This is a genomic window from Actinomycetota bacterium, assembly GCA_040757835.1.
GTDB lineage: Bacteria > Actinomycetota > Geothermincolia > Geothermincolales > RBG-13-55-18 > SURF-21.
Genome location: JBFLWJ010000003.1, coordinates 25,714 through 51,129, shown reverse-complemented (window position 1 = coordinate 51,129; position 25,416 = coordinate 25,714). Strand labels below are relative to the sequence as shown.

General features: G+C 63.4%; 25 protein-coding genes. All 25 read left to right on the top strand.

Going from position 1 to position 25,416, the window contains the following annotated elements; all coding sequences use genetic code 11:
* Window positions 1-92: 92 nt before the first annotated feature.
* The 25 genes from AB1384_04165 to AB1384_04045 all read left to right on the top strand — a co-directional run bounded on the left by AB1384_04165 (window position 93) and on the right by AB1384_04045 (window position 25,144).
* Window positions 93-1,262 (top strand): CapA family protein, encoded by a 1,170-nt coding sequence (locus tag AB1384_04165; GenBank protein ID MEW6553467.1) that lies wholly within the window; start codon window positions 93-95, stop codon window positions 1,260-1,262.
* A gap of 380 nt (window positions 1,263-1,642) precedes the next feature.
* Window positions 1,643-3,079: a tRNA lysidine(34) synthetase TilS gene (gene tilS, locus AB1384_04160; GenBank protein ID MEW6553466.1), complete on the top strand. Its 1,437-nt coding sequence runs from the start codon at window positions 1,643-1,645 to the stop codon at window positions 3,077-3,079.
* Between the two features lie 73 nt (window positions 3,080-3,152).
* Window positions 3,153-3,701, top strand: coding sequence for a hypoxanthine phosphoribosyltransferase (gene hpt, locus AB1384_04155; GenBank protein ID MEW6553465.1), 549 nt, complete (start codon window positions 3,153-3,155; stop codon window positions 3,699-3,701).
* A gap of 2 nt (window positions 3,702-3,703) precedes the next feature.
* Window positions 3,704-5,683, top strand: a complete 1,980-nt coding sequence (ftsH, locus tag AB1384_04150) for an ATP-dependent zinc metalloprotease FtsH (protein MEW6553464.1) — start codon at window positions 3,704-3,706, stop codon at window positions 5,681-5,683.
* 223 nt (window positions 5,684-5,906) lie between these two features.
* Window positions 5,907-6,473: a GTP cyclohydrolase I FolE gene (gene folE, locus AB1384_04145; protein ID MEW6553463.1), complete on the top strand. Its 567-nt coding sequence runs from the start codon at window positions 5,907-5,909 to the stop codon at window positions 6,471-6,473.
* A 9-nt stretch (window positions 6,474-6,482) separates the two neighbouring features.
* Window positions 6,483-7,691 (top strand): dihydropteroate synthase, encoded by a 1,209-nt coding sequence (gene folP, locus AB1384_04140; protein MEW6553462.1) that lies wholly within the window; start codon window positions 6,483-6,485, stop codon window positions 7,689-7,691.
* A gap of 12 nt (window positions 7,692-7,703) precedes the next feature.
* Window positions 7,704-8,402 (top strand): peptidylprolyl isomerase, encoded by a 699-nt coding sequence (locus AB1384_04135; protein ID MEW6553461.1) that lies wholly within the window; start codon window positions 7,704-7,706, stop codon window positions 8,400-8,402.
* A gap of 1 nt (window position 8,403) precedes the next feature.
* The gene (gene folB, locus AB1384_04130; protein MEW6553460.1) at window positions 8,404-8,778 is read left to right on the top strand and encodes a dihydroneopterin aldolase; all 375 of its coding nucleotides are present in this window, start codon (window positions 8,404-8,406) and stop codon (window positions 8,776-8,778) included.
* Window positions 8,768-9,289, top strand: coding sequence for a 2-amino-4-hydroxy-6-hydroxymethyldihydropteridine diphosphokinase (gene folK / locus AB1384_04125; GenBank protein ID MEW6553459.1), 522 nt, complete (start codon window positions 8,768-8,770; stop codon window positions 9,287-9,289). Before folB ends, folK begins: the two co-directional genes overlap by 11 nt.
* A complete protein-coding gene (locus AB1384_04120) occupies window positions 9,282-10,169 on the top strand; it encodes a Rossmann-like and DUF2520 domain-containing protein (GenBank protein ID MEW6553458.1) in 888 nt (295 codons plus the stop codon). The genes folK and AB1384_04120 overlap by 8 nt, the downstream gene beginning before the upstream one ends.
* A 37-nt stretch (window positions 10,170-10,206) precedes the next feature.
* The gene (gene panC, locus AB1384_04115; GenBank protein MEW6553457.1) at window positions 10,207-11,061 is read left to right on the top strand and encodes a pantoate--beta-alanine ligase; all 855 of its coding nucleotides are present in this window, start codon (window positions 10,207-10,209) and stop codon (window positions 11,059-11,061) included.
* A 96-nt stretch (window positions 11,062-11,157) separates the two neighbouring features.
* Complete coding sequence (gene panD / locus AB1384_04110) at window positions 11,158-11,541, top strand: aspartate 1-decarboxylase (GenBank protein MEW6553456.1); 384 nt, start codon at window positions 11,158-11,160, stop codon at window positions 11,539-11,541.
* Window positions 11,542-11,725: 184 nt separating this feature from the next.
* Window positions 11,726-12,637: a quinolinate synthase NadA gene (gene nadA, locus AB1384_04105; protein ID MEW6553455.1), complete on the top strand. Its 912-nt coding sequence runs from the start codon at window positions 11,726-11,728 to the stop codon at window positions 12,635-12,637.
* Window positions 12,638-12,665: 28 nt separating this feature from the next.
* A complete protein-coding gene (nadB, locus tag AB1384_04100) occupies window positions 12,666-14,348 on the top strand; it encodes an L-aspartate oxidase (GenBank protein MEW6553454.1) in 1,683 nt (560 codons plus the stop codon).
* A 3-nt stretch (window positions 14,349-14,351) separates the two neighbouring features.
* Complete coding sequence (gene nadC / locus AB1384_04095) at window positions 14,352-15,194, top strand: carboxylating nicotinate-nucleotide diphosphorylase (protein MEW6553453.1); 843 nt, start codon at window positions 14,352-14,354, stop codon at window positions 15,192-15,194.
* Window positions 15,195-15,303: 109 nt separating this feature from the next.
* The gene (locus AB1384_04090) at window positions 15,304-16,077 is read left to right on the top strand and encodes a type III pantothenate kinase (protein ID MEW6553452.1); all 774 of its coding nucleotides are present in this window, start codon (window positions 15,304-15,306) and stop codon (window positions 16,075-16,077) included.
* A 141-nt stretch (window positions 16,078-16,218) separates the two neighbouring features.
* Complete coding sequence (locus tag AB1384_04085; GenBank protein ID MEW6553451.1) at window positions 16,219-16,644, top strand: hypothetical protein; 426 nt, start codon at window positions 16,219-16,221, stop codon at window positions 16,642-16,644.
* Window positions 16,645-16,773: 129 nt separating this feature from the next.
* Window positions 16,774-18,801 (top strand): V-type ATPase 116kDa subunit family protein, encoded by a 2,028-nt coding sequence (locus tag AB1384_04080; protein MEW6553450.1) that lies wholly within the window; start codon window positions 16,774-16,776, stop codon window positions 18,799-18,801.
* Between the two features lies 1 nt (window position 18,802).
* Window positions 18,803-19,024: an ATPase gene (locus tag AB1384_04075; GenBank protein ID MEW6553449.1), complete on the top strand. Its 222-nt coding sequence runs from the start codon at window positions 18,803-18,805 to the stop codon at window positions 19,022-19,024.
* Between the two features lie 59 nt (window positions 19,025-19,083).
* On the top strand, window positions 19,084-19,692 hold the full coding sequence (locus tag AB1384_04070; protein MEW6553448.1) for a V-type ATP synthase subunit E: 609 nt from the start codon (window positions 19,084-19,086) through the stop codon (window positions 19,690-19,692).
* A 39-nt stretch (window positions 19,693-19,731) separates the two neighbouring features.
* Window positions 19,732-20,829: a V-type ATPase subunit gene (locus AB1384_04065; GenBank protein MEW6553447.1), complete on the top strand. Its 1,098-nt coding sequence runs from the start codon at window positions 19,732-19,734 to the stop codon at window positions 20,827-20,829.
* Between the two features lie 22 nt (window positions 20,830-20,851).
* A complete protein-coding gene (locus AB1384_04060; protein MEW6553446.1) occupies window positions 20,852-21,193 on the top strand; it encodes a V-type ATP synthase subunit F in 342 nt (113 codons plus the stop codon).
* 65 nt (window positions 21,194-21,258) lie between these two features.
* Complete coding sequence (locus tag AB1384_04055) at window positions 21,259-23,007, top strand: V-type ATP synthase subunit A (protein MEW6553445.1); 1,749 nt, start codon at window positions 21,259-21,261, stop codon at window positions 23,005-23,007.
* Window positions 23,008-23,031: 24 nt separating this feature from the next.
* Window positions 23,032-24,453 carry a V-type ATP synthase subunit B gene (locus tag AB1384_04050; protein MEW6553444.1) on the top strand — a complete coding sequence of 474 codons (1,422 nt, stop codon included), beginning with the start codon at window positions 23,032-23,034 and terminating at the stop codon, window positions 24,451-24,453.
* Window positions 24,454-24,484: 31 nt separating this feature from the next.
* A complete protein-coding gene (locus tag AB1384_04045; protein MEW6553443.1) occupies window positions 24,485-25,144 on the top strand; it encodes a V-type ATP synthase subunit D in 660 nt (219 codons plus the stop codon).
* Window positions 25,145-25,416 lie beyond the last annotated feature (272 nt).

Genomic DNA, 25,416 nt, shown 5'->3' with positions numbered 1-25,416 from the left:
TTAGGTGTGGATGCGACTTGCCGGGGCGGTAAAACACAACTGGCAGGAAGGCGGCCCACGGGCGCAGAAAGACTAGTGCGGGAGGACACGTTTTGACCAGGACTCTGCAGAGCAAGCTGAAGCGCCAGCGGGCGAGGCGACAGGCCGTGTTCCTGGTTTTCGGGTGCACGGCGGTGGTAGGCCTGGTGTTGCTGGTCTTTTCGCTCACATCCCCCCGTTACGATGACGGCGATAGCGGCATCCACACGCAGACGGCGGGGGAGTTCATCCAGGCTACGGAGGCGGAGGAACGGTCCTCGAGCGCCGCTACGCCCACGCTGAGCCTGGGGGTGGGTGGCGATGTGACCTTCGGCCTGGCGGTCGCCGATCTCATCGCCCAGGGCGAGCCGGCTTATCCCTGGGCGGAGGTCTCGCCGCTCTTCGGCCTCTACGACTTCACCGTGGTCAACCTGGAGGGGCCCCTCTGCAGTGGCACCATCTCCAGCTCCACCAGGGATTCCCTGGACATGCGGGGAGATACCTGCAACGCCGCCACCATGGCGGAGGCTGGTATAGATGCACTGAGCCTGGCAAACGACCATATCATGGACTACGGCGCAGCGGGCCTCGAGGAGACCCTGAGCGCGCTGGGCGCACAAGGCCTGGGGGGGTTCGGGGCCGGGACCGGAGCCGCCGCCGCGGAGAGGCCGCTGCTGCTCGAGGCGCCCAGCGGCGCGACCATCGCGCTGCTCTCCTTCAGCGATGTAGCCACTCCCACCAGCGCGGCCGGCGAGGACACACCCGGGGTCTGCGAGGCATCCCTTGAGGACCTCGAAGAAAAGGTCGGGGCGGCGGCGCGGCAAGCGCATTACGTGGCCGTTTTCGTGCACTGGGGAGAGGTGGGATCGGCCGAGATCACGCGGCGCCAGCGGGAGATCGCGGCGGCCTGTGTCGCGGGCGGCGCGGACCTGGTGGTAGGCTGCCATCCCCACGTGGTGCAGGGGATTGAGGTGATATCCGGCGTTCCCGTCATCTACTCCCTGGGCAACCTGGTCTATTCATCGGAGAGCGAGGCGGGCAAGAACTCCATCTTCGCGGCATGCCGTTTCAACATGGGACGTCTGACCAGCCTGGAGATCATACCCCTGCGGGTGGAGGGAGGCAGGCCCACCCCCCTCTATGACGGGCAGGCGGAGGAGTTGCTGAGGGGCCTCAAAGCCGCCTCACCCGGGGTGGACCTGGAGATATCCCCGGCAACCAGCACCGCTACCCTCGGCCTTTAGCCCCAAGGCTCAGCCCCACATGGCGGTGATGGCGGCGATATCGCCATTCCCTGTCCCTGCCCAGGTTCAGTTGCTGGGCCCGCACGGTCTGGGACTGCTCCCATACCGGCTTTTGACGTATGACCGGCCGACGCCGTAGGGTGCGGGCCAACATTTATACCGGCCCCAGTCGCCATTACGTACCACCGACGTTTGGGTTTATTGATACCGCAACGGTATGGCAAATCCGTGCTTCCGTGGCCGACATTCTCTTTCCGTCTGTGGGTCAGGTCTTGTCCCTTGCATTCATGCGGCCCGGTTCTTAGCAGATACGTCTGGTGGAATGCAGAAGACAAGAAGCCTGACCCCTGCCACTGCCGACGTTGGGCTATTATTAATACATGAGATGGGAAAGAGAGCGCTTCAACGTAATCTCCAGGGTCAGGGAGACCCTGCGGCGCTGGCCGATGTTCGAGCCGGGAGGCCTGGTCCTGGCCGCGGTATCGGGCGGTGCCGACTCCCTGGTCATGCTGGATGTCCTGGTCCAACTCGCTGACGAGCTGGGCATCGCCCTGAGGGTGGTGCATGTGGACCACGGCGTGCGCCCGGAGTCGGGCGAGGACGCCGCATACGTGCGGCAGGTAGCCGGCCATTATGGCCTGGAATGCTCGGTGCGGCGGGTGGAGCCAGGCGGCGGGGGCTCCATGAGCCCCGAGGAGGCCCTGAGGGAGGCCCGTTACGTTGCCTTCCATGCGGTGATGCGCGAGAGCGGGGCGGCGCGCCTCGCCACCGGCCATACCGCCGACGACCGGGTGGAGACACTGCTCCTGCGCGTGCTCGCGGGAAGCGGACCACGGGGGCTGGGCTCCATACCGCCGTTGCGCCTCCCCTTCGTGAGGCCGCTCATCCGTGTATGGAGAAGCGAGGTGGACGCCTATGCCGCCTTCCTGCCCCTTGCGCCCCGGGCCGATCCCACCAACCTCGATACCCTCATCCCGCGTAACCGCGTCCGCCACCGTCTCCTCCCCCTGCTCGAACGGGAGTACAACCCTTCCGTGAAGCGGGTGCTGCTGGGAGAGGCGGAGATGCTGGCCGCGCTGGCGGATATCCTTGACGCGTTCACGGCGGAAGCGGAAGAAAGCACGCTGGCGGCGACGGCCAGGGGGGATGAGATAGAGGTGGAGGGGCTGAGCGCCCGCCCCCTGGCGGTGCGGCGCGAGGTCATCGCGGCATCCCTGCGCCGCCTCGGTATAGAACCCGGGTTCGACCTGGTAGAGGACATCCGCACCAAGCTGCTGGAGATAGAGGGCACAGCCCGCCTCGATCTCTCTCCGGGGCATACGGCCCGACGCGCTTACGATCGCATCATCCTCGGCCCCCGGCCCCGGGGGGACCTGCCCACCAGTACGGACATCCCCGGAGACGGGACCTACGTCCTGGCCGGGGCGGGGTTGCGGCTGGAAGTGGAGACGCGCCCCCGCGGCGGCGAGGACCCCCGGGAGGCCGCGGCGGACCCCGGTATCGCCTGGTTGGATGCCGACCGCCTGTCTTATCCCCTGCTCGTCAGGGGCATCCGCGCGGGCGACCGTTTCCATCCCCTGGGCGGTCCCGGCGGACGCAAGCTCCAGGATTTCCTGGTGGACGCCAAGGTCCCCCGCGAGGAGCGGACGCGCGTGATGGTGCTTGAGTCCGCTGGGGAGATCGTATGGGTAGTAGGCATGCGCATCGACGAGAGGTTCAAGGTGAGCGAGGGGACCAGGCGGGTGGCGGCGCTCAGGGTCAAACCCCTGGAGGGCGAGGCCGCCGGGATTTCAGACGCGGGGGAGCGGGGACGATAAGATATAGGTATGGGGCGGCAGCGGGTTGAGACAGGTCATCCGCAAAACCCCGGAACAGGAGGATAATCGCTACATGGACCTGGAAAACGCCCGGCAGCTCATCGGCGAGGACAAGATAAAGGCCCGCATCGCCGAGATGGCCGGGGAGATAACCCGGGATTACCGCGGCCGCGAGCTGATAATGGTTGGGGTGCTCAAGGGGGCCTTCGTCTTCCTCGCGGACCTGGCGCGAGCGATCGAGCTGCCGCTGCAGATAGATTTCGTGGCCGTGTCGAGCTACGGTGCAGACACGAAGACATCCGGGGTGGTAAAGATAATCAAGGACATGGACCTGGAGATAGAGGGCAAGGACGTCCTGGTGGTGGAGGACATAGTGGATACCGGACTGACCCTGAGATACCTCGTGGGCATGTTGCTCGACCGGGGCCCCGCCTCGGTGGAGGTGTGCGCCTTGCTTAACAAACCGGACGCGCGTAAGGTTGACTTGGAGGTCAGATATTCCGGTTTCGACGTGCCCCCGCTCTTCGTGGTCGGCTACGGCCTGGATTATGCGGAAAGGTACCGGCAGTTGCCCTACGTGGGGGTGCTGGAGGAGGAGAAGAGGGAAGGCGAAGCGCATTGAACATGGGGAACAAGAGGCTGTGGAGAACGGCAATCTTCTATCTATTGATCGTCTTCGTGGTCATCCTGGTGTGGACCAAGTCGCCGAACCTGTTCGGGAACGACACCACCAAGGACCTGAGCTGGTTCAACGAAAAGCTGGCGGCCGGGGAGATCGCCAGCGTGACCATCAAAGACAAGGACAACATGGTCACGGGGACCCTGGTCTCGGGCGAGGAGTTCGAGGTCTCCTACCCTGCGGACTATGCCGACGACCTGCTGGCGTCGATAGATGAATACAAGCAACTGGCCTTCTCCGAGGACCCCGAGGTCGCGCAGCGGTACGCCGCTTACCAGGACCTCGAGGTCAAGGTGGACCCACAGGGCGGCTTCGATATCCTGGGCATCATCCTAAACATCCTCCCGTTCCTCCTCATCGTCGTGCTTTTCTTCTTCCTCTTCCAGCAGATGCAGGGAGGGGGCAGCAAGGTGATGTCCTTCGGCAAGAGCCGTGCCAAGGTGATGAACAAGGAACACGCCCGCGTCACCTTCAAGGACGTGGCCGGCGTGGACGAGGCGGTGGAGGAGCTGGAGGAGATCAGGGATTTTCTGGCAAGTCCGGCCAAGTTCCAGGCCCTGGGGGCCAAGATACCCAAGGGGGTCCTCCTCTATGGGCCCCCCGGCTCCGGCAAGACGCTGCTGGCGCGCGCCGTAGCCGGCGAAGCGGGAGTGCCGTTCTTTTCCATATCAGGCTCCGATTTCGTGGAGATGTTCGTAGGGGTGGGCGCCTCGCGCGTGCGCGACCTCTTCGAGCAGGCCAAGTCGAGCGCCCCGGCCATCATCTTCATGGACGAGATCGACGCGGTGGGGCGCCATCGCGGCGCCGGGCTGGGCGGCGGCCATGACGAGCGCGAACAGACCCTCAACCAGCTCCTGGTGGAGATGGACGGTTTCGATATGAAGACCGGCGTCATCCTCATCGCGGCCACCAACCGCCCGGACATCCTGGATCCGGCACTGCTGCGGCCGGGACGCTTCGACCGCCAGATCGTGGTCGACCGCCCCGACCTCAACGGGCGCAGGGACATCCTCATGGTCCACACCAGGGACAAGCCCTTGGCCGACGATGTTGACCTGGAGGTACTGGCGCGGCGCACCCCCGGTTTCACCGGCGCCGACCTGGCCAACCTGGTCAACGAGGCCGCCCTGCTCTCGGCACGCCACGGCAAGAAGAAGCTGGACATGGAGGAGATGGAGGAGGCCATCGACCGTGTCATCGCGGGGCCGGAGCGCCGCACCCGGCTCATCAGCGAGAAGGAGAAAGAGATCATCGCCTACCACGAGGCGGGACACGCCCTGGTGGCCCACGAGCTGCCCAACGCCGACCCCGTGCACAAGATCTCCATCATCCCGCGCGGCCAGGCTCTCGGTTACACCCTCACCCTGCCCATGGAGGACAAGTACCTGGTGACCAAGGGAGAGCTGGTGGACGAACTGGCCATGCTCCTGGGCGGGCGCGTGGCCGAGGAGATGATCTTCGACGAACTCACCACCGGGGACCAGAACGACATCGAGAAAGCCACCAAGCTGGCCCGCAAGATGGTCTGCGAATTCGGCATGAGCGAAAAACTCGGGCCCCTGACCCTGGGCCAGAAGCAGGGTGAGGTGTTCCTGGGCCGCGACTTCACCACCCACAAGGACTACAGCGACCAGATCGCCTACGAGATCGACAAAGAGGTGAGGAGACTGGTGGACGAGGCCTACGAGCGCGCCGAGGCAATCCTCACCGAGCAGAGGGAAAAACTGGATACCATCGCCAGGGCGCTCATCGAGGGCGAGACGCTGGAAAAAGAGGAACTGCTGGCGCTGCTGGAGGGACGGGAGGTCGCCGCCGCCCCCAAACAGCCCCTCGCGGCGAAGGAAGGCGAGAGCCAGGACAAGGCGCAAGGGGAGATACGCACGCCCTCCCCCATCAAGGGAAGCCCCCTGCCCCAACCCGAGTAAACGGGGTCAGCCCCTGACATGTGACATTCCCAAGGAAGGAAAAACGGGGTCAGCCCCTGACATGTGACATTCCCAAGGAAGGAAAAACGGGGTCAGCCCCTGACATGTGACATTCCCAAGGAAGGAGATCTTTGTATCGTGCAGCTGGATAACGAAATGTCACATGTCAGGGGCTGACCCCGTTGCGATATAATATGCGTTAAATCCGCGAAGGAGGGATTAAGTGGATAAAGACAGGATAATGCAGGGCGTGCGCATGATCCTCGAGGGGGTAGGGGAGGACCTCGAGCGCGAAGGGCTGCTCAAGACGCCCGAACGGGTAGCCAACATGTACGAGGAACTCCTGTGCGGAGTGGACATCGACCCCGCCGAGGTCATCAAGGCCATGTTCATGGAGGAGCACGAGGAGATGATCGTGGTCAAGGACATCCCCTTCTACTCCATCTGCGAACACCACCTCATCCCCTTCCTGGGCAAGGCCCACGTGGCGTATATCCCCGGCCCGGAAGGCCAGATAACCGGCATCAGCAAGCTGGCCCGAGTGGTGGACGTGCTCTCCAAGCGCCTGCAGGTGCAGGAGAGGATAACCACCGAGGTGGCCGACACCCTGGTCAAAGCCCTGCGCCCCCGCGGCGTGCTGGTGGTGATCGAGGCGGAACACCTGTGCATGTCCATGCGCGGGGTGAAGAAGCCTGGTACCCTCACCATCACCTCCGCGGTGAGGGGCACCTTCCATACCAACGCCGCTTCGCGGGCGGAGGCCATGGCGCTCATCCGCCAGAAGAGCTGAGAGGCGGGCATGAGGTTCAACCCCCGTTTCCTGGCCGTGGACGACCTCTCGGGTGCCTATGCGCGCCTGGACGAACTCAGGCCCAGCGAACAGGGGAGGGCTATCATGGCTCCCAAGATGGTCTGCCGCGTGGTGCGCGTGGACAACGTGGACACCAAGGCCGCCAACATCCTCAAGCAGAACATGCTCTCCATAGGCGGGGAGGTGTCGCTGCCGCGCGAGGTCTTCGACTACGGCGGGGTCAAGGTATCGGCGGTCATCTCCGGCAACCTCAAGCATTACAGGCAACTGATATCCAAGCTGAAGCGGCAGCCCTTCGGGCTCAAGGTCCTGGCCCAGGAACTGGAAGCACTCCTGCGCTCCTCCATGTCCGAGCAGAGTCGCATCCTACGCCTTGGGGGCAGGGAGTATGACCTGGGCAAGCGCACCCTGATCATGGGCGTGGTAAACGTCACGCCGGACTCGTTCTCCGACGGCGGCCGCTTCGCCGATGCGCCAAAGGCCATCGAACACGCCCTGCGCCTGGAGGAGGAGGGGGCCGATATCCTGGACATCGGAGGGGAATCGACCCGCCCGGGGTCCGACTTCATCACCCTGGACGAGGAACTGCGCCGCGTAATGCCGGTGGTGGAGGGGGTACTGGGGCGTGCCGGCGTGCCGGTGTCCATAGACACCACCAAGGCGGAGGTGGCACGCCAGGCGCTGGCGGCGGGGTGCGCCATGGTCAACGAGATAAGCGCCCTGCGCCTGGACGAGGAGATGCTCCCCCTGCTGGCCGGGCGCGGGGTGCCTTTCTGCCTCATGCACATGCAGGGCCTGCCCAAGGACATGCAGGTGGAGCCGCATTATGAAGATGTCATCGGGGAGATATCCTCTTTTCTGCGCGAGCGGGCTGCGGTGGCGGAGGAGGCTGGGGCCGACCCCTCCAATATCATGATCGATCCCGGTATCGGGTTCGGGAAGACCCTCCAGCACAACCTGGAGATCCTGCGCCGCCTGGAGGAGTTCAGGTCCCTGGGGTATACCATGGTGATCGGCACCTCCCGCAAGAGCTTCATCGGCAGGTTGCTCGACCTGCCGGAGAACGACAGGGTGGAGGGCACCGCGGCCAGCGTGGCCCTGGGCATAAGGGGCGGCGCGGACATCGTGAGGGTGCACGACGTCAGGGAGATGGCGCGCGTGGCGCGCGTGGCGGACGCCATCGTAGGCAAGGGATAAGGAGAGAGAACATTGGGCAAGGCTCAGAAACTGAAACAGCAGCGCAAGGAGGAGGAGGAGAAGCGGCGGGAGCAGGAGCGCAAGGACATCTGGCGCAAGGCCATCATCGTCGTCGCCTGCATCGCGACCATCGCCGTCACCGTGGGCCTCGTCATCCTGGTCAACTACATGAAAGAGGAGGAGAAGAAGAAGGAGGCGGAGCCCAGGATCACCTCCGAGCTGGTCCTGGAGACCAGCAAGGGGGAGATAATCGTGGGGCTCTTTGGTGAGGATGCGCCCATGAACGTCCAGCACATCACCGACCTGGCGAACCAGGGGTTCTACGATGGCCTTCTCTGGTACCGGGTGGAGGACTTCGTGGTCCAGACCGGGAGTCATTACCAGTCGCTGGTCGCAGAGGCGGGGGAGGCTACCCCTGACGAGGCGAAGTTGCAGGAGGCGTTGACGGCGGACCAGGGGGTGGGCGTGGTAATAGACGAGATCGGGATCTCCGCCACCAGGGGCGTTATATCCTTTGCGAAGCCCAGCGATCCCCAGACAGGACAATACCAGGCCAATTCAGCGACTACGGATTTCTTCATCCTCAAGACGGACAGAACTGACCTTGACCCATATTTCAGCGTCTTCGGGAAGGTGACTTCCGGCATGGACGTGGTGGACACGCTGGAGGATACGGACGTGCTCATCACGGCGACGGTCAGAGAGAAGTGAGATGGTCCCCACGGCGAAGATAGTCATCTCCGGCATCAAGGCCTACGCCTTCCACGGCTGCACGCCCGAGGAGAAGGAGAAAGGGCAGGACTTCATAGTGGACATCGAGCTGGAATACGACGCCGCGCGGGCGGTGGAGAACGACGACCTGGCGGAGGCGGTGGACTACGATGCCCTTGCCACGGACGTCTACGAACTGGTCACCCGGGAGAGGTACGACCTCGTCGAGACCCTGGCCGCGCGCATCGGAGAGCGCATCATGGATACCACCCCCGCCTCGCGCCTGCTGGTGAGGGTGCGCAAGCCGCAGGCCCCCTTGAGCCAGGAAGTCGGCGAGGTGGCGGTGGAGGTGGTCCTGGCAAGCGATGGATGGTGAAGAAAAGCACCGGGTTTACCTGGGGATGGGCGGCAACCTGGGCGACCGCAGGGCCAACCTGCTGGCGGCCTTGCGCCTGCTCGACGCCATGGAGGGCGTGAGCGTCCTCGAGGTGTCGTCCGTGTACGAAACAGCACCGTGGGGAGTGGAGGAGCAGCCGGATTTCCTGAACCTGGTGGCGCTGGTGTCCACTTCCCGCGATCCCCACGGCATGCTGGACGCCTGCATGGAGGTGGAGAAAGGGCTCGGACGGGTGAGGGCGGAGAGGTGGGGCCCGCGCGTCATCGACGTGGACATACTGCTCTACGACGACCTTAGCGTGGAGGAGGACGGCCTGGTCATCCCCCACCCGCGCATGCTGGAAAGGGATTTCGTCATGGTCCCGCTGGCGGAGCTGCGGCACGGGAAGCCGGCGCCGACCGCGGGCGGGGCGCCTGGGCTCGCCGGGGGCGGGGGCACCGGAGAAATACGGCCAGCCTTCCGGTATGGCAAGGAGGAGTGGCATGGCTAGAAGAGTGGACCGCTTCGTGATCATCGGCGGTGGCAGGGTCGGAACGGCCGTGGGGCACATCCTGCAGGGCAAGGGAGAAAGGGTGGTCGCCGTGGCTTCGCGCAGCGACGCATCCCTCGAGACGGTGGAGAAGCACATCCGGGGGGCCATGCTCACCTCCGACGTGGTCAAGGCGGGCAAGAAGGGCAACGTCATCGTCATCACCACCCCCGACGACCTCATCGCCGATACCATCCTCACCCTGGTGAGCGGGAAGGCGGTGGGCAAGGGCGACCACATCGTGCATATGAGCGGGGCCCTGGGGTTGGACGTGCTCGAGCCGGCCGAGGAGTTGGGGGCCAGGACCGCCTGCATCCACCCGCTGCAGACCTTCGCCGACGTGCGCGGGGCGGTGAGGAGCATACCCGGCTCGGTCTTCGCGGTGACCGCCCGCAGCGAGGCCATCCAGGCCTGGGCGGAGGGACTGGTGAGGAAATTGGGGGGCGAGCCCGTGCTCCTGGCCGAGAAGGACAAGACCCTCTACCACATCGGCGCGGTGGTGGCCAGCAACCTGCTGGTGGCCTTGGAGCATGCGGCCGAACTGGTCTACCAGGAGATCGGCATGCAGCGCGAGAAAGCGCTGAAGGCCCTCCTGCCGCTCATAGAGGGGACGGTGCGGAACCTAAAGCGGCTGGGCACTGAGAGGGCGCTCACCGGGCCGGTGGCGCGGGGGGATATCGGCGTGCTCCGTCGCCACCTGGAAGAACTGCATGGCGAGGACCGCGAGCTGCTGCTCAAGGTATACACCTCCCTCTCCATGTTCGCCCTCGACCTGGCGGAGGCCGATGTCAGCAAGGCCCGCTGCGAGGAGATCGAGGAACTCCTGCAGCATTACTCCTGATGCGTGGCACCGGCAAGGGCAGGGAAGGAGACCGGGGATGCGCGTCATCAACACGGTGAAGGAGATGAAGAGAGCGGCAGCGGAGCAGCTCGGCGCGGGAAAGACGGTCGGGCTAGTGCCGACCATGGGCTTCTTCCACGCGGGACACGTCTCCCTTATGCGAGCGGCCCGCGAGGATTGCGGCTTTGTCGTGGTCAGCCTCTTCGTCAACCCCACCCAGTTCGGCCGCGGAGAGGACCTGGAGGACTACCCGCGCGATCTCGAGCGCGACTGCGCCATAGCAGAGGAGGCTGGGGTCGACTGTGTCTTCCACCCCGGGGTGGAGGAGATGTACCCGCAGCCCTATCATACCTACGTCGAGCTGGAAAAGGTTTCCCGCGTCCTTTGCGGCGCATCGCGTCCCGGGCACTTCCGCGGCGTAGCCACTGTCGTGGCCAAGCTCTTTCATATCGTCCCGGCCCGGCGCGCCTACTTTGGGCTCAAGGACGCCCAGCAGGTGTGGGTTATCCGCAAGATGGTGCGCGACCTCGACTTCGACATCGAGGTAGTGGCCTGCCCCACGGTGCGGGAGGAAGACGGGTTGGCCATGAGTTCCCGCAACATTTACCTGGAGGCGGAGGAGCGCGCAGCGGCGACCGTGCTGAACCGTTCGCTCGTGCTCGCGCGGGAGCTTGCCGCGGAGGGGGAGCGCGATGCCGCCAAGGTCATAGCGCGCATGCGGGAGTTCATAGAGGAAGAACCGCTGGTGCGGACGGAATACATAGAGGCATTGGACTGGGGACTCCTCGAGCCGGCGAGAGAGCTGCGTGGCGAGGTGCTCATCGCGCTGGCGGCGCGGGTCGGCAAGGCCCGGCTCATCGACAATGTGCTGCTGGAAATCCCGGATGTATAGACGGGCCATGGTTATGCTATATTTTTAGTTGGTGGACGCCGAATATTAAGCATACGGCGGTACCGGCAGAGAGAGAAGAGCGAGACAGGCGGGACGATGCAGCGCACCATGCTCAAGAGCAAGATACACCGCGCGACGGTGACCGACGCGGACCTTCACTATGTCGGGAGCATAACCATAGACAAGGAACTGATGGAGGCGGCCGACCTCATACCCTATGAAAAGGTGATGGTCGTCGACATCGACAACGGCAGCCGCCTGGAGACCTACGTCATCGGGGGCGAGCCTGGATCGGGCACCATCGCAATGAACGGGGCCGCGGCCCGCCTCATCCACAAGGGCGACACCATCATCATCTTCTCGTTCTGCGTCGTGGACGAGGTCGAGGCCGTCAACCTGAAGCCCCGGGTGGTCCTGGTCGATGAGCTCAACCACATCAGCCTCATCGAGGACCACGTGACCGCGGACGATATCTGCTGAGCCCGACCGGTGGGGCGGCCGGGGAGCACATGATCCCCCGAGAAGACCTTTTGCATTCCATGGCGATACTCTATATATAAGATACGGGTTACACCTGATCCCTGGCCGCGGTTCCCCGGCGGCAGGGATCCCGGGGAGGACCCGCGGGGCGATGCGAGGACGGGACCTGGGGCAAGGGTAAAGTATGGACACGGACGCCGAGAGGCTGGAGAGGATAGCGCAGCTGCGCCGGGAGCGCAGGGCGGTGATCCTCGCCCACAACTACCAGAGGCCGGAGGTACAGGATATCGCCGATTTCGTCGGCGATTCACTTGGCCTGGCCCGCCAGGCCGCCGGCGTGGACGCCGAGGTCATCGTCTTCTGCGGCGTCCACTTCATGGCCGAGACCTCGGCCATCGTCAACCCGGACAAGATCACCCTGCTGCCGGAGCCGCATGCGGGCTGCCCCCTCGCCGATACCATCACCCCGGAGGGACTGATCACCCTCAAGAAGCTTCACCCCGGCGCCGTGGTGGTCACCTACGTGAACTCCAGCGCCGCCGTCAAGGCAGAGAGCGACTACTGCTGCACCTCGGGCAACGCCGTCGAGGTCGTAAAGGCCATCGAGGCGCCCGAGATCATCTTCACGCCCGATAAAAACCTGGGCCGCTATGTGCAGAGGGTCACGGGCAGGGAGCTGATAATCTGGGAGGGATGCTGCCCCATCCACGACAGGATCACCGTGGAGATGGTGATGGAGCAGAAGAGGCTTCACCCGTCGGCCCTGGTGGTAGCCCACCCGGAGTGCCGCGAGGAAGTGCTGGAACTCGCGGACGAGGTCGCCAGCACATCCGGCATGTTCTCGGTGATCGAGAGGGCGGGCCCGGGGGAGATCATCGTGCTGACCGAGGCGGGCATGGGACATCCGCTGGGAAAGCGGTTCCCCGACAAGCAGCTGTTCTTCCCCGTAGAGGAGCCGTTGTGCCCCGACATGAAGCTGATAACCCTGGAGAAGGTGGAGCGGTCCCTGCACGACCTGGAGCCGAGGGTCACGGTACCGGAGGACATCCGCCTCAACGCCCTGCTGGCAGTGGAGAGGATGCTGGAAATAGGATAGCTTTCCCTATATTCAGAGGGAGGGTAGAGTGATCCCGCGCTACCTGGTCAACTTCGACCTCGAGGACCTGCCCAGCGTCGCCTTCGACCTCATCGTGGTCGGGAGCGGCGTGGCGGGGCTTTCCACCGCCCTGCGCGCGGCGCGGCACTACCGGGTAGCCCTGCTCACCAAGACCACCTTGACCGTCACCGCGACCAGGATAGCCCAGGGCGGCATCGCCTCCGCGCTTGGCGCCGACGACAGCCCGGAGCTCCATTTCCAGGACACCATCACCGCCGGTAAGGGCCTCTGTGAGGAGGGAGCGGTATGGGCCCTGGTGCGCGAGGGGCCCATGCGCATCACCGAGCTCATCGAGGAGGTCGGAGCCCATTTCGACTGCGTGGACGGCCACCTGGACCTGACCATAGAGGGCGGGCATTCCAGGCGGCGGGTGGCCCACGCGCAGGGAGACGCCACCGGCAGCGAGCTGGAGGCCAGCCTAACCCGCCGGCTGCTCTATAATAAGCGCCTGGACATCTTCGAGAACCACTACGCCATCGACATCCTCACCGTGGACGGTTGTTGCGCGGGTATCCTGGGCATGGACGCAGAGGAGGGGACCATCAACTGTTTCCGCGCTCCCGCGGTGGTGCTGGCCATGGGGGGAATGGGCCAGCTCTATCCCGTCACCACCAACCCCGAGATATGCACCGGAGACGGCGTTTCCATGGCCTTGCGCGCGGGAGCGGAGGTCTCCGACCTCGAGTTCCTGCAGTTCCACCCCACCGCGCTGCACCTTCCAGAGACCCCGCGCTGGTTGATCAGCGAGGCGCTGCGCGGTGAAGGGGCGATAATCGTGGACCATGCGGGAAAGAGGGTGATGGAGGGGGTCCACCGCCTCAAGGACCTGGCACCCCGCGACACGGTGGTCAACGAGATGGTCCGGGTCATGAAGGAGCAGGAGAGGGACCATCTCTTGCTGGACGCGACGCATATCCCCGCGGAGAAGCTCAAGGAAAGGTTCCCCACCATCTACAGGCACTGCCTCGAGGCGGGTATCGATATCACCGAGGCGCCCATACCGGTGTCTCCCGCCGCGCATTACATGAGTGGAGGCGTAGTCACCGACCTCTACGGCAGGACCCGCATCCGGGGCCTCTTCGCCTGCGGCGAGGTCGCCTGCACCGGCGTGCACGGGGCGAACCGCCTGGCGTCGAACTCCCTCCTGGAGGGCCTGGTGTTCAGTTGGCGCATCATGCAGGAGCTGCCCGGGGTGATCGAGGGCGCCGCCAGGGGCGCGCGACGGTTGGACGGCCTCAAGCACAAGGTCCGGAGGAGCCTGCTGCCGGTGGAGATAGGGCTGCTGCGCCGTTTCCTGCAGCAGATGATGATGGACTGCGTGGGGTTCCGCAGAAGCGAAGAGGGGTTGAGGGAAGCCGGCGATTTCCTCACCAAGAACCTGGAAGTGCTCCAGGTGGAATACCTCAACCCACAGGGGTTCGAGCTCCAGAACATGATCGTCCTGGCGAACCTGATGCAGTCGGCCGCGCTGATGCGCGAGGAGAGCCGCGGCTGCCATTACCGCACCGACTTCCCGGGACAGGCGGAATACTGGCGCAGGCATATAGTGTTTAAACTTGGCGGTGACGCGATAAACCACGAGCTGCGGCCGGTGGGAGCGCTCACGGACTCCGGCTACGACTGGTCGGAGAACGCTCCGGGAGAGGCATGAGCCATGGAAGAGGGATTCCGGCGCATATGCATGGAGGCGGTCCAGAGGGCCCTTGACGAGGACCTCCAGAGTTCCGGCGACATTACCTCCCGCGCCCTCATCTCAACCGATGCCAGGGGGAGGGGGCGGATCGTCATGCGCGAAGAGGGCGTAGTGGCTGGACTCCCCCTCGCCTCCATGACCTTCAGGCTCCTCGACAACAGGATCGGCTTCCATGCCCTGGTTAACGACGGGGAGCGCCTCCCCGCTTCCAGCGAGATCGCAGTGGTGGAAGGGCAGGTCGTGACGATACTGGAGGGCGAGCGTACGGCCCTCAATTTCCTGCAGAGGCTATCCGGGATCGCCACTCTGACCTCACGTTTCGTAGCCGCGGTAGCTCCCTTCGCAACGGTCATCCTGGACACTCGCAAGACAACCCCCGGGATGCGCGGCCTGGAAAAGTACGCGGTGCGCGCCGGGGGTGGCAAGAACCACCGCTTCGGCCTCTACGACGCCGTCCTCATCAAAGACAACCACATCGCGGCCGTGGGGGGGACGGGGAAGGCGGTGGAACTGGCCCGCGCGGCCGTCACGGGCGGCACGCCGGTCGAGGTGGAGGTGCAGCGCCTGCAGGACCTCGAGGAGGCCATCCAGGCCGGCGCCGACGTGGTCATGCTCGACAACATGACCGTCGCGGAGGTCAAGGAGGCGGTGCTCTGTTCACGCGGCAGGGTGAAGCTGGAGGCCTCCGGCGGCATAGACCTGGAGAACGTCGCCGCCTATGCCGGGACCGGGGTTGACTTCATCTCCGTGGGGGCCCTGACCCACAGCGCCAGGGCCCTCGATATCGCGCTGGACCTGGAATAGGGCCAGGTTTCTTGTCTGTTGATTCCGCCGGCGGCAGGTAGCGGGAAACGGCAGGTTCTTGCATAATAAGTTAGCGTAGCCAGTTTTTCGAGATAATCGGGAGAATCATATGCTGCTGGCCATTGATGTCGGAAACACCCAGACGGTGATCGGCGCCTACCGCGACGGCGAGCTGGCCGGACACTGGAGGGTCTCAACCAACTCCAACCAGACCGGCGATGAGTTGGCCCTCTATTACCAGGGGTTCCTGATGCTCAAGGGGCTATCCTTCGCCAGCTTCGACGCGGTGATCATCTCTTCCGTGGTCCCGCCGGCCACCATGGCCCTGGAGCAGATGACCAGGGAGTACTGGGACTTCGAGCCGCTCATCGTCGGCACCAATATCGACGCGGGCATCAGGGTGCTAATCGACAACCCCAAGGAGCTGGGGCCCGACCGCCTGGTGAACACGGTCGCGGCCTTCGAGAGGTATGGCGGCCCGGGCATCGTTGTGGACTTCGGCACCGCCACCACCTTCGATGCCATATCCGGGCAGGGCGATTACCTGGGAGGGGTGATAGCACCGGGGATCGAGATATCATCCAAGGCCCTTTTCAGGGCGGCGGCCCGGCTCACACGCGTGGATATGCACCGCCCACCTTCCGTCATCGGGAAGAACACCGTATGGAGCCTGCAGTCGGGGATAATCTTCGGTTTCGCTGGCCAGGTAGACCGGGTGGTCGAGCTGATGCTGCAGGAGTTGGGCGAGGAGGCCAAGGTCATCGCGACGGGAGGCCTGGCCGAGGTGGTAGTGGAAGAATGCCGCAACATCCAGTTCCACGACCCCCTGCTCACCCTCCACGGCCTGAGGTTGATCTACGAGAGGGAGAGGCCCCAGCACTAACACCACAGCTTTATTGACATGTAATAAACCCGCATATATTATGTTACGGGACTCAGAAAACTCCTGCTCTGCAAGGGAAATCTGAACCAGCAACAAAGAAAAAAATGACCGGCCAGAATCGAAGCAAGAGGTCGAAACAGCATGGCAGGATCAAAGGAAAAGGTGGAGAAGGATAAGGCCAAAGCCAAGACCCGGGGCAAGGAAGACAAGCATATATCAGACCAGCTGGAAGAGAAATTCGTAGGCGCAAGGACCGAGGTTTTCAGCCGCATATCCGCCAAGGAAATAGAGATCCGCACCAAGACCAGCAACGAACGTACGAAAGCGGACCGGTTGATCGAGGACGCCAAGGGGCAAGCCGCGGCCATAAAGCGTAAAGCAACCCTCGAAGAGTTAGGAAAAGACGTTCACGCGAAGATGATCGCCGCTGCCCACGAAGAGGTCGGCGAGATCGAGAATGCCACCGCCAAGGAGATCGCCGAGGTCGAGAGGACCGGCGAGAAGAACCTTGACAAGGCGGTGGATTTTATCGTCAAGGCGGTGATCTCCAGCAGTCAGGACGATTAGGGCTGGCGCGGACAGAAGCGGTGTGGCCCGCCCGGCCATTTCTGGCGGTCTTTCAAGGAAGATATCCTGTTGCGGAAGAGAGAAGCGATGACATGATCGACACGCGAGTAGATTGAACGGGGGAAGCAGATGTTACTGACGATGTCGAAAGTGGAGATCGTGGGGGTGAAGACCCAATTCTTCCAGGTTCTAGAGACCCTTCAGGACCTGGGCACACTCCATCTCGAGGACATCACCAAGAAGAAAGGTCCGCGCTATGCGGACCTGATCCCGATGGAGATGGACCCGGCGCTGGAGGAGGAGAGGAACCTGCTGCAGAACCTGGCCATGCGCAACAACGCCATCCTCGCGGAGCTGGTGCCCCCCAAGGAGAAGGTCAGCAAGGCAGTGCTGGAGGAGAAATACCGCTCCTTCCAGGGCAAGACCCTCGGCGATATATCGGCCATGGTGGAGGAGGAGGAGAGTTCAACCCGCGAATTAATATCCTATAAGAACGAGCTGGAAGTGGAGATGTCGCGCCTCTCCAAATACGAGCCCATAATCAAGAAGGTCTACCCGCTGGCCAGCAAGGTCACCACCACCGAACAGTATACATCGGTGGCCCTGCTCATCGAGGAGCGCTACAAGCAGGTGCTCGATTATATCGAGCACGAGCTGGAGAGGATAACCGGGGGACAGTGCGATGTCTTCTCGGCCCGCGTGGACGAGAACACCCACGCCGCCATCCTCGTCTTCCACAAGCGCTTTTCCGAGCAGGTACACAACTTCCTGGCAGCGGAGAACGTCAACCAGGTGCGCCTGCCGACGGAGCTGGCGGACAAGCCCTATGACGAAGCGCTACAGGAGATAGAGACGCGTTACAAGGAGATACCCCCCAAGCTCGAGAAGGTCAAGGAAGACCTGGAGGACGTCTCGAATAGGTGGTACGCAACCCTTGTGGCTCTCAAGGACTACCTTTCCGACCGCATCGAGTCCCTTAACGCCATCCCCAAGTTCGGGCAGAGCGGACATGCCTTCGTCATCACGGGCTGGATGCCCTCCGACCAGGTCGAGCCGACGCGAAAGCTGCTGGAGGAGAAGTTCGAGGGCAAGGTGGAGGTCACCGAGGAGCTGCCGACACACGCGGAGATGGAGGAGGCCCCATCGGCGATGCAGAACCCGGCGGCGGTCAAGCCCTTCGAGTTCATCTACCTGCTCATCAAGCCGCCCAAGTACGGGCACCTTGACCCCACCTTCCTGGTGGCCATCTTCTTCCCCCTGCTCTTCGGTTTCATGTTGGGGGACATGGGTTACGCCCTGGTACTCTTCGGGGTGGCGATGTTGATCAGGCGGATAATCAAGAAACGTGCGTCGGGGGGAGTGTTCGCCACGCTATTCGCCAACGTCCTCCTGATCTGTTCGATATCTTCTTTCATATTCGGCTTGTTGTACTTCGAGTTCTTTGGTGACCTCCTGATCCGCCTCTTTGGGTGGAAGGACGCGGCGGGGCATGTTGAGGTGCAGTGGGTGTGGGGATACATCAACGTCAACGGGGTTGAAGAGCCCTGGGGATGGCCGCTGGAGCGTATCGCGCAGGCCAACGAAGGTATGTTTAAGCTTCTGCTCATCGTGGTAATCATAATCGGTGCGCTGCATATAGGCAGCGCGCTGGTCATAGGGATGATCGACGGCATCAAGCACAAGGACCGCAAACACGTTATAGAGAAGGCGGGCTATCTCCTTTTCATCCTTGGTTTGGTCGTTATCTTCGGCAGCCTTTGGGGCATCAAGAGCGCCAAGGACGTTGCGGTCCCACTGGGGGCGGTGATGTCTCTCGCAGGCATTGGCATGGCGGGTTATGGAGGTGGCTTTGGAGGAGGTCTGGAAGCCGCTCTCACCTTCGGCAACCTCCTCTCCTACGCCCGTCTCTACGGCATCGGGCTGGCCTCGGTCATCCTGGCCGAGGTGGCCAACGAGCTGGGGGCCGAATTCGGATCGGGGCTGATGATAATACTGGGGGTCATTGTAGCCGCGCTACTGCATACGCTGAACATCGCACTCGGCGTGCTGAGCCCCTCGATACAATCGCTCCGTCTCAACTTGGTGGAGAGTTTTACCAAGTTTTATCAGGAAACAGACGTAGTCTATAAGCCGTTCAAGCGTTCAGGAGGTGAATAGTTTGGAACTTGGACTCATCGCCATCGGGGCAGCCTTGGCCATCGGCCTGGCCGCTCTGGCGACCGGGTGGTCGCAGTCTAAGATCGGGGCCGCCATGGCGGGAGCCCTAGCCGAGAAGCCGGAGCTCGCGGGGAACGCCATCATCATGATCGCCATCCCCGAGACAATGGTCGTGCTGGGATTCGTTATTTCCTTCTTGATCACCGGGTTAAAGCCCGAATGATCTGCTCAAGAGGATCACACTCGGCATTTTCCATTCCTTAAACGACAGGAAGTGAAGGCATGTCTATAGAGGACATCCTGCAGGCGCTTGACGACCAGTGCCGCCAGGAATGCCAGGAGATCTTCAGCCGGGCGGAAGCGGAGGCGAAGCAGATCCTGGACAGGGCGCAGGCGGAGGCCGATGCCATCCGGCAGGCGCGGCTCGACAAGGTCAAGGCGGAGGCACGGAGCGAGACGACCTCCATGCTCTATACCGCCCGCCTAAAGTCCAAGAACACGGTCATCTCCACCAAGGAGCAGATCGCGGAGAAAGCCCTGGCGTCCGCCGAGGAAGAGCTGCACGGTTTGAGGTCACGCCAGGACTATCCGTCCATCCTCGAGGATATGATCAAGGAAGGCCTGGTCCGCATCAGCGGCAAGGTGATAGTGCATGTCGATCCGGCCGACGCGGAGGTGGCGGAAGCCGTGATGAAGAGACTCGCGTTAGACCACGAGCTGCTCTTGGACATCCAGTCCGCCGGTGGAGCGGTGATCTCCGACGCGGACGGCAGGGTAAGGATCGTCAATACCGTAGAGGAGAGGTTGAACCGGGCGCGGGAGAAATTACGCATGCATGTGTCGGGGATCCTCTTCGAGGAGGAGGTCGGGGCCGCGGTGGGAGGGGGTTAAGCCCCCTCTTTCGATGTCGGCGGCGAAAGGCGAGAGATAATGGTTCAGGTCCCGCTGAAGGATTACAGCTACGCCAATGCCAGGGTGCGGGCGATGAACGCCCGCCTCCTCGACCTGAGCGTGTACAAGGACCTGCTCGATGCGCCCGATTACAACCGGGCCATCGCCGTGCTGGAGGATACCGAATACGGCGAGGACATCGAGCATTTCATGATGGAGGGCGCACGGCCCACCACCATGGACCGCGCTTTCAACCGCAACCTCATCCGTAACTTCAGCCAAATCAAGGACTTTTTCATGGGCAAGCCCGAGGAGATGGTCAACGCCCTGCTCTCACGCTGGGACCTCTACAACCTGAAGACGGTGCTGCGGGGGATACGCGCGCTCATCCCCAAGGCGGAGATAGTGCGTAACCTGATCCCCATAGGCTCCCTGGACCAGGTGACCCTGGAGGAGATCGCGAGCCAGCCGGACCTGCGCGCCGCCCTGGACGCCATCGTCATGTTCAGCCCGCAGTGGGATATCCACTACGGTATGGCCGTCAGCGCGAACCTCGCCGAGTTCCTCCGCGAGCACGACCTCTCCATCCTGGAGCTGGGTATGGACGGATACCACTACGAACAGGTGATCGGGATGCTGGGGGGCGGGGACGCCAACACCAGGCTGGTGCGCGAGGTAGTGACCATGGAGGTCGATTCCATCAACATCGCCACCCTCATGCGCATCTGCGGCCTGGAGCTCACGGGCGCCAGGGCGGAGGACTATTTCATCCCGGGCGGGACCATCGCCACCGCGAAGGAGTTCGCCCGCATCATGGAACTCAGACAGCCGGAGCAGGTCTACGAGGCCCTGTGCAGGAAGACCCCGTACCGCAAGGCCCTGGAAGCGGCATGGAACAGCTTCGACGAGCGCGGAGAGAGCGCCTTCGAGGACGAGATGGAGAAGCACATCATCGAGACCTGCCTCAAGATGTCCAAGGACCCCCTGGGCATAGGGGTTATCGTTGAATACATGTGGAAGAAATACCTGGAGATAACCAACCTGCGCATCATACTGCGCGGCAAGAGCATCGGGCTCATCGAGTCCCAGATCCGCAAAGAGCTCTTCATGTGGGATGCCGAGGCGCGGGAGAAGTAATGGCCCGGAGAGGTGAGGGAGCTTGTATAAGGCGATAGTGGTTACCGACCCGGAGACGGCGGACGGTTTTCGCCTGGCCGGCGTGAGCGTGGTCGAGGCCGAGAACGCCGACGAGGCGAGGGAGAAGATAAAGCTCCTGCTGGATGACCCCAACGCCGGCATCCTGGCCGTCAACGAGCATTTCTACGACAACATCGACGAGAAGACCCAGGAGAAGATAGACAGTATCTACCGGCCCATCGTTATCCCCCTGCCCATCAAGGAGTCGGTAGAGATGGCGGGGGAGCGGCGGGCTTACCTGGCCCGCCTCATCCACCGCGCCATCGGGTTCGACATCACCCTGCGCGGGGGCGGGGGAGACTAGGTGGGCAGCGTTATGTTGAGTCATATCTGCAGGCGGGATGGATCCAGAGACGGGAGAGTGTCGGTATGATCGAGGGAACGATTGTTAAGGTATCCGGGCCCGTGGTGAACGCCGAGGGCATGTCCGGCGCCAAGATGTACGATATCACCAAGGTGGGAGACCTCGGGCTCATCGGAGAAGTAGTGCGCCTGGACGGAGACGTGGCCATCGTACAGGTATACGAGGACACCTCGGGCCTGCGCGTGGGCGAGAAAGTTGAATGCACCGAGGAGCCCCTGCTCATCGAGCTGGGTCCCGGTCTGCTATCATCCATCTACGACGGTATCCAGCGGCGCCTCGTCGATATCGCCGACGATTTCGGCGACTTCATCGTGCGCGGCGTGACCACCGTGGCCCTTCCCCGGGACCGCACCTGGACCTTCCAGCCCATGGTCGAAGAGGGGGACGAGGTGGCAGAGGGCGATATCGTCGGCGAGGTACAGGAGACCGCGCACATCGCCCACCGCATCATGGTCCCGCCCGGCATGTCAGGCAAGGTCGCCGAGGTCTGGGAGGGCGAGTTCACCATCGATGACGTGGTCGTGCGGTTGGACGGGGGAGGGGAGATCAAGCTCCACCAGACCTGGCCCGCGCGCGTGCCGCGACCGGTAAAGAAGAAAGAGAACCCCACCGTCCCCTTTATCACCGGCACCCGCATCCTGGACACCTTCTTCCCCATCGCCCAGGGCGGCTACAGCATCATCCCGGGAGGCTTCGGGACCGGTAAGACGGTTACGGAGACCACCCTGGCCAAGTGGGCCGATGCCGATATCGTCATCTACATCGGCTGCGGGGAGCGGGGCAACGAGATCACCGAGGTGCTGGCGGAGTTCCCCAGCCTCATCGACCCCAAGACGGGGGTGCCGCTGATGCAGCGCACCATCCTCGTTGCCAACACCTCCAACATGCCCGTGGCCGCCCGGGAGGCCTCCATCTATACCGGGATCACCCTGGCGGAGTACTACCGCGACATGGGCTACAACGTCGCGCTCATGGCGGATTCCACCTCGCGGTGGGGAGAGGCCCTGCGCGAGGTGTCCGGCCGACTGGAGGAGATGCCCGGGGAGGAGGGGTACCCCGCGTACCTGGCCACGCGCCTGGCCGACTTCTACGAGCGCTGCGGGCGCGCGGTGTGCCTTGGCAGCGACGAGCGCATAGGCTCCATCACCGCCATCGGAGCGGTGTCTCCTCCCGGCGGGGATTTCTCCGAGCCCATGACCCAGAACTCCCTGCGCATCACCGGGGCTTTCTGGGCGCTGGACACCTCCCTGGCCTACCGCCGCCACTTCCCCGCCATCAGCTGGATCAAGAGCTACACCCTCTACCTCGACCAGATCCAGGAATGGTACCTGAAGAACGTGGACGAGGAATGGAGGGCCCTGCGCGATAAAGCCATGAGCCTGCTGCAGAAAGAGGTGGAACTGCAGGAGATCGTGCAGCTGGTGGGCCCTGACGCCCTGCCAGATTTCGCCAAGGCGGTGCTGGAGACCACGCGCATGCTGCGGGAGGACTTCCTGCAGCAGTTCGCCTTCTCCGATACCGACGCCTTCTGTTCGCTGCGCAAGCAGTACCTGATGCTCAAGGTAATCCTCACCTATTATGACTGCCTGGAGGAGGTGCTGGTGCAGGGAGTGCCGCTGCGCCAGGCCACGGAGCACCCCATCAAGAACGAGATCGCTCGCATGAAGGAGATCCCGTCCGAAGAGGCGGAGGAGAAGATATCCGAACTGGTGGATAGGGTCCAGCAGGAGCTCAGATCCCTGAGCGAATGGTAAGGAACTGGAAGCGGGAGATATAAGATGTCGAACGAAAGAGTAACCCTGGCCACGATGGAGTACCGCACGGTGGGAGAGGTCGCAGGTCCCCTGCTCTTCGTGAGCAAGGTCAAAGGCGCTTCCTACAACGAGATGGTGGAGATCCGCTCTGCCGACGGCTCGGTCAAATACGGCCAGGTCATCGAGCTCTCGGGCGAGCTTGCCGTGGTGCAGGTATTCGGCCCCACGGCGGGGCTGGACGTGGATAAGACCAACGTGCGCTTCCGCGGGGAAGTGGCCAAGATGCCCTGCTCGGTCAACCTCCTGGGTCGCGTCCTCAACGGCATGGGTCAGCCCATCGACGGGGGACCCGAGGTCTTCCCGGAGGAGGAGAGGGAGATAACCGGCTCGCCCATCAACCCCTGGAGCCGCGAGGAACCCCGCGACTTCATCCAGACCGGTATCTCCGCCATCGACGGCCTGAACACCCTGGTGCGCGGACAGAAGCTCCCCATCTTCTCGGGTGCCGGCCTTCCCGGTAACGAGCTGGCGGCGCAGATCGTGAAGAACGCCAAGATCGTGGGGGGAGAGGAATTCGCCATCGTCTTCGCGGCCATGGGCATCACCCGCCGCGAGGCCTCCTTCTTCCAGGAGAGCTTCGCGCGTTCCGGCGCCCTGGAGCGGGTGGTCTTCTTTATGAATTTGGCCGACGACCCCACGGTGGAGAGGCTGCAGACCCCGCGCTGCGCCCTGACCGTGGCCGAGTTCCTGGCCTTCGAACACGACATGCAGGTGCTGGTGATCCTCACCGACATGACCAATTACTGCGAGGCCCTGCGCGAGATCTCCACCGCGCGCGAGGAGGTGCCCGGACGGCGCGGTTATCCAGGGTACATGTACACCGACCTGGCCTCGATATACGAGCGCGCGGGACGCATCAAGGGCAAGCCCGGCTCGGTGACCCAGGTGCCCATCCTGGCCATGCCCGACGACGACATCACCCACCCCATCCCCGACCTTACCGGATATATCACCGAGGGGCAGATCGTGCTCTCTCGTACCCTGCACCGCCGGGGCATCTTCCCCTGCATCGACGTGCTGCCCTGCCTCTCACGCCTCATGAACCTGGGTATCGGAGAGGGGCGCACGCGGGGAGACCACCGCGGCGTCGCCGACCAACTCTACGCCTACTACGCTGAGGGGGTCGACCTGCGCCGCCTGGTGGCCATCGTGGGCGAGGAGGCCCTCACGGACACCGACCGCATGGCCCTGAAATTCGCGGACGCCTTCGAGCAGAACTACCTGGACCAGAAGGACGAGAACCGCGAGCTGGACCAGACGCTGGAGCTGGGCTGGAAGCTCATCAGCATGATGCCCAAGGACTCCATCAAGCGTATCAAGACGGAATACATAGAGAAGAACTTCAACCCGGAGATGGCGGAGGAGTTCGCGACGACCGAGAGCTGATCGAGGGCTCTCAGGCAGGAGACAGCGGCAGATGGAACAGGTCCACCCGACCCGGAGCGAGCTCCTGAAGCGCAAGGCCAACCGCGCCCTGGCCGACCAGGGCATGAACCTGCTTAAGCGCAAGCGGGACGCCCTGCTGGCGGAGTTCATGCCCATCATCGACGAGACCATGCGCCTGTCGCTGCGCCTGGAGCGGGTGACCTCCGACGCCCAGTACGACCTGGCCATGGCCAAGGCCAAGGACGGGGGGCCCAGGGTGCGCTCGGCTTCCTACGCCTCCCAGGGCGACGTGCTGGTGGACATCACCGGTACCCATGTCATGGGGGTGCCCATCCCGGTCATCCGCAAGGGCCAGAGCAGCATGCGCAACGTGCTCAAGCGCGGCTACAGCATCACCGGCGTCTCCAGCCGGGTGGACGCGGCGGCGGAGAAGTTCGAGGAGATCATCGACGTCATCATCGAATCCGCCGATATCGAGACGCGCCTGCGCCGCCTGGGAGAGGAACTGCGCAAGACCAACCGCCGCGTCAACGCCCTCGAGAACATCGTCATCCCCGATTACGACGAGCAGATAAAGTTCATCCAGATGAGCCTCGAGGAACGCGCGCGCGAGGACATCTTCCGCCTCAAGAAGGTCAAGAAGGCCCTGGAGCGCAAGGAAGTCGAGCGCATGGAGCGCCTCCGCTCATAGGGTACCCGGACCGCTGGATGCTGATCTCCACAGCAATTGCATTTCAGGCCCGGCGACAAGGCTGGTCGTCGTCGCAAGCCTCCTCCGAGCACCTTGCTCGCCGGGCAAGTGGTACTTACCAGAGCTGCGCCCTAATAAAACATAGCGAGTCCGGGTATGGGCGTCGGTATGGGCGACACCCGGATGGGCTCACCTTATCCGGCCACTCCGATGCACGCTTGTCTCTGCGACCGACCTGGTAGTTCTCGGGCAGGGGCAGCGCAGAAGGTGGC

Excerpts from the sequence above, each read along its gene's own strand:
- AB1384_04080 (MEW6553450.1), top strand. The coding sequence starts at position 16,774 with ATGTTACTGACGATGTCGAAAGTGGAGATCGTGGGGGTGAAGACCCAA.
- nadA (MEW6553455.1), top strand. The coding sequence starts at position 11,726 with ATGGACACGGACGCCGAGAGGCTGGAGAGGATAGCGCAGCTGCGCCGG.
- nadC (MEW6553453.1), top strand. The coding sequence starts at position 14,352 with ATGGAAGAGGGATTCCGGCGCATATGCATGGAGGCGGTCCAGAGGGCC.
- tilS (MEW6553466.1), top strand. The coding sequence starts at position 1,643 with ATGAGATGGGAAAGAGAGCGCTTCAACGTAATCTCCAGGGTCAGGGAG.
- ftsH (MEW6553464.1), top strand. The coding sequence starts at position 3,704 with ATGGGGAACAAGAGGCTGTGGAGAACGGCAATCTTCTATCTATTGATC.
- hpt (MEW6553465.1), top strand. The coding sequence starts at position 3,153 with ATGGACCTGGAAAACGCCCGGCAGCTCATCGGCGAGGACAAGATAAAG.
- AB1384_04085 (MEW6553451.1), top strand. The coding sequence starts at position 16,219 with ATGGCAGGATCAAAGGAAAAGGTGGAGAAGGATAAGGCCAAAGCCAAG.
- AB1384_04090 (MEW6553452.1), top strand. The coding sequence starts at position 15,304 with ATGCTGCTGGCCATTGATGTCGGAAACACCCAGACGGTGATCGGCGCC.
- folK (MEW6553459.1), top strand. The coding sequence starts at position 8,768 with ATGGATGGTGAAGAAAAGCACCGGGTTTACCTGGGGATGGGCGGCAAC.
- AB1384_04050 (MEW6553444.1), top strand. The coding sequence starts at position 23,032 with ATGTCGAACGAAAGAGTAACCCTGGCCACGATGGAGTACCGCACGGTG.
- panD (MEW6553456.1), top strand. The coding sequence starts at position 11,158 with ATGCAGCGCACCATGCTCAAGAGCAAGATACACCGCGCGACGGTGACC.
- AB1384_04045 (MEW6553443.1), top strand. The coding sequence starts at position 24,485 with ATGGAACAGGTCCACCCGACCCGGAGCGAGCTCCTGAAGCGCAAGGCC.
- folP (MEW6553462.1), top strand. The coding sequence starts at position 6,483 with ATGAGGTTCAACCCCCGTTTCCTGGCCGTGGACGACCTCTCGGGTGCC.
- folB (MEW6553460.1), top strand. The coding sequence starts at position 8,404 with ATGGTCCCCACGGCGAAGATAGTCATCTCCGGCATCAAGGCCTACGCC.
- panC (MEW6553457.1), top strand. The coding sequence starts at position 10,207 with ATGCGCGTCATCAACACGGTGAAGGAGATGAAGAGAGCGGCAGCGGAG.
- AB1384_04065 (MEW6553447.1), top strand. The coding sequence starts at position 19,732 with ATGGTTCAGGTCCCGCTGAAGGATTACAGCTACGCCAATGCCAGGGTG.
- AB1384_04055 (MEW6553445.1), top strand. The coding sequence starts at position 21,259 with ATGATCGAGGGAACGATTGTTAAGGTATCCGGGCCCGTGGTGAACGCC.
- AB1384_04120 (MEW6553458.1), top strand. The coding sequence starts at position 9,282 with ATGGCTAGAAGAGTGGACCGCTTCGTGATCATCGGCGGTGGCAGGGTC.
- AB1384_04070 (MEW6553448.1), top strand. The coding sequence starts at position 19,084 with ATGTCTATAGAGGACATCCTGCAGGCGCTTGACGACCAGTGCCGCCAG.